This is a genomic window from Polaromonas sp. P3_C2, assembly GCF_056402675.1.
The window spans coordinates 1-6,782 of the sequence record NZ_JBFUGX010000194.1 but is presented as its reverse complement, the minus strand read 5'-3'; the positions used below and the strand labels follow the sequence as shown (position 1 = coordinate 6,782).

Here is a 6,782-nt window from a genome sequence, read left to right as displayed (position 1 = left end):
GCCTATTTGCTTCCATGCACCATTTCGCTGGGCGCGCTCCAAGGCCTGCGGGTCGGTGACGTCATCGCGCTTGAGCACCCGCTGGACCACCCTTCACAGGTCTTCTCAGAGAATCGCGAAAAAGTGGCGCATGCCTGGATGACACAAACAAGCGGCTTTAAATCCCTGGAACTCACCGCTACCCCCAAATGACCCTGAGACATAACGTGAATACAGCTGCTGAAAAAATCATGAACCCGCCACCCCAAAACCCTGCTTATTCAAGCGCCGATGCCGAAAAGCCTGACGTGTCGGCTCTTACGGTACGACCGATCACATTTCCCCATGCGCCGGCCAACGACAGGCATCAGCCGAGCGACGCGGCAGCTCCCGAGAAAAAGAACTGGCGGCCCGAGGGTCATGCTGCTCATCCCATTCACCAGGTGAAGGCCACGTTGCAGGTCTACTTGGGATCGGCAACGCTTACGGTGGGCGAGCTGATGTCCGCCGCGAAAAATCAGGTGCTGGTGCTGGACCGGACTGTGGGCCAGCCTGTCGATTTGTTGCTCGAAGGCCAGGTGGTTGCCCGCGGCCAATTGGTGGCGCTGGACGAACATTTCGCGGTTCGCATCACGGAGTTGCCTTTGCCGCTAGATCTTCAAAGTGGCTTGCTGGCTGAAGTCAAGCCATGAGGCTTGCCGGTTTGCTCAAGCGTTTGCCTTATTTTTTCCGCGCCCTGAAAGTGGCGGCGGTTTGCCTGTTGGTCAGCCATGCCACCGCGTTCAGCCAAGGCACGGCTGCATCGGCGGGAGCGTCCTCCGCCTCCGCTGCCACAAGCGCCATCGCTTTGCCCAAAACGATTCCTTTCAAGCAGGACTCGGCCTCGTCGTCCGGCGGTGAGGGGCCGCCGCTGACTGCCATCACGGCGATTTTGGCGCTTGGCTTTGCGGGTTTTGCCATCTGGATATGGCGAAATCGCCGGCCGACTGCCGGCGTTGACGCCGCAAAGCGTTCAAGCTGGTGGGGTGGTGCTTCGTCCAGGGATGTTCTGCTCCATGGGGCGACCCGGCTATCACCCAAGCACAGTGTTCACGACATCGAATGGCGAGGGCGTCGTTTGCTGATCGGCTGTACCGACCAGGCCATGACCTTGCTGTCAGAGCACGCGGTGGTTGAGTCGTCTGCGAGCACCGCCGGACAAAACCATCCCGTTCCGACGCAGCCAGAGGGTGCAACATGAGGCGCTCATCGTTTGCCGCTCTGTTGTTGCGTTGGGTTGCGGGCATCCTCATCGGTATGGTGTCATGGGTGGGCGTGCATGCCCAAGCGACGGATGTCGCGGAAGGTGCGATGAGCGCCGAAACCGCGGTGGTTCGAAATTCGGCTGGCGAGCCTGAGATTCAACTAAAGGCCAGCCCGATGCTGTCCGGAGCGCCGACGCCCACAGCGGCCCGCCGCGCGCCCGCGGTTGCTGTCGCGGCAAGTAAAACACCCGCCACGGAAACCTCGCAAGCCCTGCGTGTCGTGCTCGGCCTGACGGTTCTTGCGATACTGCCGGCGTTGCTGGTATGCCTCACCAGTTTTATGCGCATCATCATCGTGCTGTCCATGCTGCGCCATGCCATCGGCATGCCCGAGACGCCACCCAATACCGCGCTGATCGGCTTAGCCTTGTTTTTGACGATGTTCACGATGTCGCCGGTCCTGCAGAAAATAAATGTGGATGCTTTCGAGCCGTTCATGGCGGGGCGGATCGGCATGGAACAAACCTACGACAAAGGCGTGGGTCCCTTGCGTGAATTCATGGTCCGACAGACGCGTGAGCCCGACCTGGCATTGATGGTGGAACTGTCAAAGGCCCCGGTTCCGCAGACCATGGATGACATTAGCAATGTGCAGCTCATCCCCGCATTCATGCTGTCCGAGCTGCGCGCGGCGTTCCAGATCGGCTTTGTGATTTTCCTGCCGTTTTTGCTTATAGACCTCATCGTGTCGAGCATCCTCATGGCCCTGGGGATGATGATGATGCCGCCGACCACCATTGCCCTGCCCATCAAGATACTGATGTTCATCCTGGTCGATGGATGGAGCCTTGTGCTCAAGGCACTGGTTGGCAGCTTTCATTGAGCCCCGTGTCCACCATGCCGAAGACAGCACACAATCAGCCGTCCCAGTCTGCGCCACCTTCAGGACTGGGGGATGATGAGCTGCTGCTGTGGCGAGCGTGGATAGACCAGCGTGCGGCCCCCGCCCGCGAGAAACTTCTTTCCATGCACTTGCCATATGCTCGCATCGTCGCTGCGACTTTTTACGCGCGCCGCACCCACGACGAAGTGGAGTTCGATGACTATCTTCAGCTTGCCAGTGTGGGGCTATTGGAGTCCTTTGATCGCTATGAGCCTTCGCTGGGAGCGCAGTTCAGGACTTTTGCCGCCCGCAGAATGCAGGGTTCCATCCTTAACGGGCTTGCCCGGTTGACGGAGAAGAACCAGCAGATTGCAGTCCAGGGCGAGTTGCGCCGCGAGCGCCTCAATGCCGCCAAAGCGGCGGCGCTGGAGAAACTGGATCCGGCTCTGGCGGCGACCGAAGGCGCCGAGCTTTCATCCAGGATGAACGATCCGAAGTTCCTGTTTTCTTTTCTCGCCGAAGTCGGTATGAGCCTGGCCCTGGGAGTCATGCTCGAAGGCACCGGGATGATAGATGCTGAGGCGTTTCATTCGGAGGCCGCCGAAGCTTCTGCTGAGGTGACTTATTTTAAAAAAACCGAACTGCAACGCTTGCAGCAGACTCTTGCCAATCTCCTCAAAGGGCTCACGGAACAGGAACGAACGGTCATTCGCTATCACTATCTTCAAGAGACCTCGTTCGATGACATTGGAAAGATGCTGGGAGTCAAGCGAAGTCGTGTTTCCCAGATCCACCACCAGGCGCTCCGGAGTTTGAGGCAAGGCCTGGCGCGACAAGGTTGCGATGTGCTGGCTTAAGCCTGACTTTTTTATGAGTTACATGGATGTTTATCAATGAATAACGATCTGTCTACTGAAGGTGCAAACGTGGCCTCCGCTGAACTTGCCCGCCTTGATCGTCTCGAAGGCTACCTGAAAACAGATCCAGGCAATCTACAGTTGCTCGCAGAGGCTTTTGATCTTTCTTTGCAATGCAGGCAATGGGATCGCGCAGCCTTCTATCTGCGTCATGGGCAAGTGCTCCAGGCCGATGCGTTGTCGTGGCGTCTGAAGGAGGGCGATTTGCTGTTGGCGCAGGAGCTTTACCCGGAGGCCACGGCAGCACTGAAAGTTTTGCAGCAAGTCGATGGGGTTCCCCCGGAGTTCACCGCCGTGGTTTTGCACAATCTTGCTTATATCGAGTTCAGGCAGGGTCGGTACGCCGAGTGTGTTTCCGAGTTGGCGGAATACATGGAAATTTTCACCAGTGCGGCATCGGGACTTTCGCATGAGGGTATTGCGCGAGCCTCGCTGGCAGGAGAACTGTTGCAACAGCTGTGGCTACGGTCGCTTCATCGTACGGCCGAACTGGAGCGCGCCTGCAATTGGGTTCGGGAGGCCGAAAAGTTGCAAAATCTGCGCGCTAGCGCCGCCGCAATAGCAAGCCTGATCGCCATAGATGCGGGGGATGCGGTGAGTGCGCAGCGCTGGGTGGATTTGGCGTTACAGCAAGCACAACTGCAAACACCGCCAAGCCTTCTTCCGGCCGAGATTTTCGTCACGCAATTGACTTTGGCCCTCGGTATGCGAAAAGCGGATGAAGCCATCGACTGGGCGGACAAGGCTCTGCAGCTCAATCATTCGGACGGTCGTGCATGGTCTGGGCGGGCATTTGCACATTTACTGAAAGGTGACCTGAAGCTGGCCCGGCAGGATTTTGCGCGCGCTTTGCAGGGCATGCCCGGTCACATCGGGACGTGGCACGGCCAGGGCTGGGCGGAATTGCTCGATCACGACCTTGAGGCGGYGCAGGCCAGTTTTTCCACAGCCCTTGAGATGGACCGCAACTTTTCCGAAAGCCATGGCGGCATGGCGGTCGTGCTGGCGCTCAAAAAGCAAACACATGAAGCCAGACAGCATGCGGAGCGTGCCATAGGCCTGGACAAAAATAATTTGTCGGGACGCTATGCCGAAGCTTTGCTCAATGGAGAGGTGAAGGATGAAGTTGCTATCCGAAAACTCGCGCAACGGCTGCTCGCAAGCCGGAAGAACCTGTCCGGTGTGAGCGTTCCGGATTTCACGGGAAATTCACCGCAAGGCTAGTCCGTGGAGTGAGGCCGAGAACCCCTAGGACTGTCTACCGATATCGCCTTTCAGACCTGCGGTATGGCGGCCGCTGCGTCGACGAGATAGCGAGCTGCATCCTTGATCGCGGAGGCCAGCTCTGGGTCGAACTCCATCTGGTCCAGGACCGGGTCCGCCAGCCGCTTCCAGTCCACGTCCTGCGCTGCGTCGCCGACGAATTCCTGCATCAGAACGGATTCCATGAACAGCTGGAATACCTTGCGTGGCTGCCGTGAGTCTTCTCTGGAAAGCGCACGAATCCGTTGCAGCAGCTGTTGCTTGAGTTTGGGCTCAAGCAGTGCCAGCGAGTCGAGAAACGGGTTGGTGTTCCCTGCTTGTCCCCGCTGGAGCTCGGAGGCTTTCCCCTGCGAAGGAGCATCAGGCGGCGCCGGCCTTTTGGGGTCGGTGGCGTTGGGGCGAAGAAACGCCCCGAGGCGGGAAGAAGGATCAATGATGGGCATGGGACTGGGTTAAATTCAGATGGGGTTAGCCATCTCAATTCGGGTGGTTATGGCGCTGGTAGTTTGAAAGCAGCACATGGTTTTCTTCGGCCCCGTCTGTCGCTTTCGGTAGAACAAGGTCCGAGGTCGATTCTTTCAATTCGGCTATTCGGGCGATGATTTTGCGTATGTCGCCAGAGAGAGCTTCGTTTTCGGTGTTCCTCGCCAAACCGTCTTCGTAGTGCTTGACGGCGCTTTCGAAGTCGTCTTGGGCGAGCGCCGCGTAGCCGCGAACGAAATACGGCAGCGGGTCGCTTTCAGGGAGGTCGAGTAAAGGTTGCCAGCTCACCAATGCCGCCGCAGCCCTGCCTGCGCTGAATTGCAATGTTCCAAGCTGGTACCTTGCCATGGTGAACTCGGGCGAGAGCAGGACGGCATTGGAAAGCGCCAGTTCGGCCTGTTCCATCTCTCCGTGAGCCGCGTGATGCGAGCCGATCAGAAACAGCGGGATGCCCCAAGTGGGGTCGACTGCCGCGCACTCATGAAAAAAATCAAGTGCTTGTACCTGGTTTCTGCCGGCTTCAATGCCCTGTTGGAGCAGAGCCTGTGCCTGCGAACGCGCGGAAGGTATTTGTGTCATGGTGGGCATCATTTCAGATTCGAAATTCGCTGAACGGGTGAGGGAATTTTGCGCCGGGGTGACTGCGTGGAACCATTCCCAGAGGTTCCCGCTGGTGACCGAATGAAACAGGAAGCAGGCCGGGCACCAGGGCCTTCGCGACCGTAAGCTGTGTTCGGCCCTGATCGACAAGGGAGTGCCGGGGGGTGATATCAATGGCGACAGGGCACAGGCCTTTCCCGGAAAAACGCCCAAGCAGCAAGTCTAGCGAGTAATTCGCCTCCGCTGTCGGCCAAGGGGTGCCGGTCACCTCACCGGACGGGAACAACATTCTGTCGGCGCGCCTGAAATGGCGTTTGAGTCCATACAGCCCAAAATGGTGTTCGGCCGTTTCGACCTGTTCTGCAAGTTTGATAGGGGGAAGGTACCCTCGCATCCATGCATGAATCCTCGCTTCCAGTTTATCGATCGCGCTGTTGACGGCGTCGGTAAAGCAGGAGCCTGYCGCGCTTGCGGTAGCCGTGAAATGCCTTTCCTCGTGCTGAGCAGAGACCATCGCGACCTGGGCGTACTCCGTGGAGAGTCGCTGGACCGTGATGATGCATCCCTCGCTTGCAAACGCATCGAGGCGCTGAGCCAACTCCCTGGGCCATTGCGCTGGCGGGTGAACAATGCCTGGTTTTTGGGCCAGCCAGTGCCTCATCAGTGAGTCTTGTTCGATGGCGGCATGCAAAGCCCGCACCGTCGCGTCTTCCTGGGATGTGCCGCTGCAGCAACCGGAAAAGTTGGCCTGCGTATAGCATTTTTGCGGACAGTGCCCCAAGGCCGCCAGACCAGCGCGGGAGAAAGCCAGCTCTCCCAGGACATGAACTGATTTTCCAGTGCAGAGGTCTACCCCTTCAACCCAAGGGTAGACCTGCGACTGCGAAAACGGCAGGTAGGGGAAATTGGGGAGTTTGTACTGTACGTCCGCATAGCGCACGAATTGCTCAGGGTTCTGCGCGTCCCCGATCTCGCTGATACGGCCCTGGACAAGTTTGTGCACTTGTTGATGACCTGCGTGCGCGAGGGCGTTTTGAATGGCCTGGCGGGCCGCCTGCATTGGATCGGTGTGGCTACCCCAGGCGTGCGGCCCAACCGCGTCTGTCCGTGCCCGGGCCAGGTGTACACCACGGTGAGGACTGGAAGATTCGACATCCGCCCAGGAAAAATCAATTTTCGCAGCGTGGGAAGCTGCCTCGATTTGTTCGGGTGAGGGTTTGGCACCAAACATCGCCGTGCCCAACAGCAACTGGCGGTGCAAGCCGCACATGAGGGCGATGGGCTGCTCCTGGTAACCGCCGATCGTCGCGTAGCCCAGGCCCAGTGCATCGGCGCTCAAGGCTCCGTTGTGCAGCGCGGCTCCTGCTTCCATAAAAAGGTATTGCAGCGAACGGCTGCGATAGCGCATCGCGC

General features: G+C 58.6%; 9 protein-coding genes. 6 read left to right on the top strand and 3 right to left on the bottom strand.

The window, feature by feature from the left end:
- The 6 genes from AC1DWI_RS10165 to AC1DWI_RS10140 all read left to right on the top strand — a co-directional run.
- A partial coding sequence (locus AC1DWI_RS10165) for a FliM/FliN family flagellar motor switch protein (RefSeq protein ID WP_477724776.1) occupies window positions 1-192 on the top strand: 192 nt, incomplete at its 5' end.
- Window positions 193-230: 38 nt separating this feature from the next.
- Window positions 231-671, top strand: a complete 441-nt coding sequence (locus tag AC1DWI_RS10160; protein WP_477669636.1) for a FliM/FliN family flagellar motor switch protein — start codon at window positions 231-233, stop codon at window positions 669-671.
- Window positions 668-1,219 (top strand): hypothetical protein, encoded by a 552-nt coding sequence (locus AC1DWI_RS10155; RefSeq protein ID WP_477669635.1) that lies wholly within the window; start codon window positions 668-670, stop codon window positions 1,217-1,219. Before AC1DWI_RS10160 ends, AC1DWI_RS10155 begins: the two co-directional genes overlap by 4 nt.
- Window positions 1,216-2,106 (top strand): flagellar type III secretion system pore protein FliP, encoded by an 891-nt coding sequence (fliP, locus tag AC1DWI_RS10150; protein WP_477669634.1) that lies wholly within the window; start codon window positions 1,216-1,218, stop codon window positions 2,104-2,106. Before AC1DWI_RS10155 ends, fliP begins: the two co-directional genes overlap by 4 nt.
- 14 nt (window positions 2,107-2,120) lie before the next feature.
- Window positions 2,121-2,963: a sigma-70 family RNA polymerase sigma factor gene (locus AC1DWI_RS10145; protein ID WP_477669633.1), complete on the top strand. Its 843-nt coding sequence runs from the start codon at window positions 2,121-2,123 to the stop codon at window positions 2,961-2,963.
- A gap of 36 nt (window positions 2,964-2,999) precedes the next feature.
- Window positions 3,000-4,247, top strand: coding sequence for a tetratricopeptide repeat protein (locus tag AC1DWI_RS10140; RefSeq protein WP_477724775.1), 1,248 nt, complete (start codon window positions 3,000-3,002; stop codon window positions 4,245-4,247).
- Between the two features lie 50 nt (window positions 4,248-4,297).
- Here AC1DWI_RS10140 and AC1DWI_RS10135 read toward each other — a convergent pair whose 3' ends face one another.
- The 3 genes from AC1DWI_RS10135 to AC1DWI_RS10125 form a co-directional block, all read right to left on the bottom strand.
- Complete coding sequence (locus tag AC1DWI_RS10135; RefSeq protein ID WP_477669631.1) at window positions 4,298-4,729, bottom strand: hypothetical protein; 432 nt, start codon at window positions 4,727-4,729, stop codon at window positions 4,298-4,300.
- Window positions 4,730-4,763: 34 nt separating this feature from the next.
- Window positions 4,764-5,348, bottom strand: a complete 585-nt coding sequence (locus AC1DWI_RS10130) for a tetratricopeptide repeat protein (protein ID WP_477669630.1) — start codon at window positions 5,346-5,348, stop codon at window positions 4,764-4,766.
- A gap of 13 nt (window positions 5,349-5,361) precedes the next feature.
- Window positions 5,362-6,782: YcaO-like family protein (locus AC1DWI_RS10125; RefSeq protein WP_477724774.1), on the bottom strand; the 1,421-nt coding region annotated here is incomplete at its 5' end.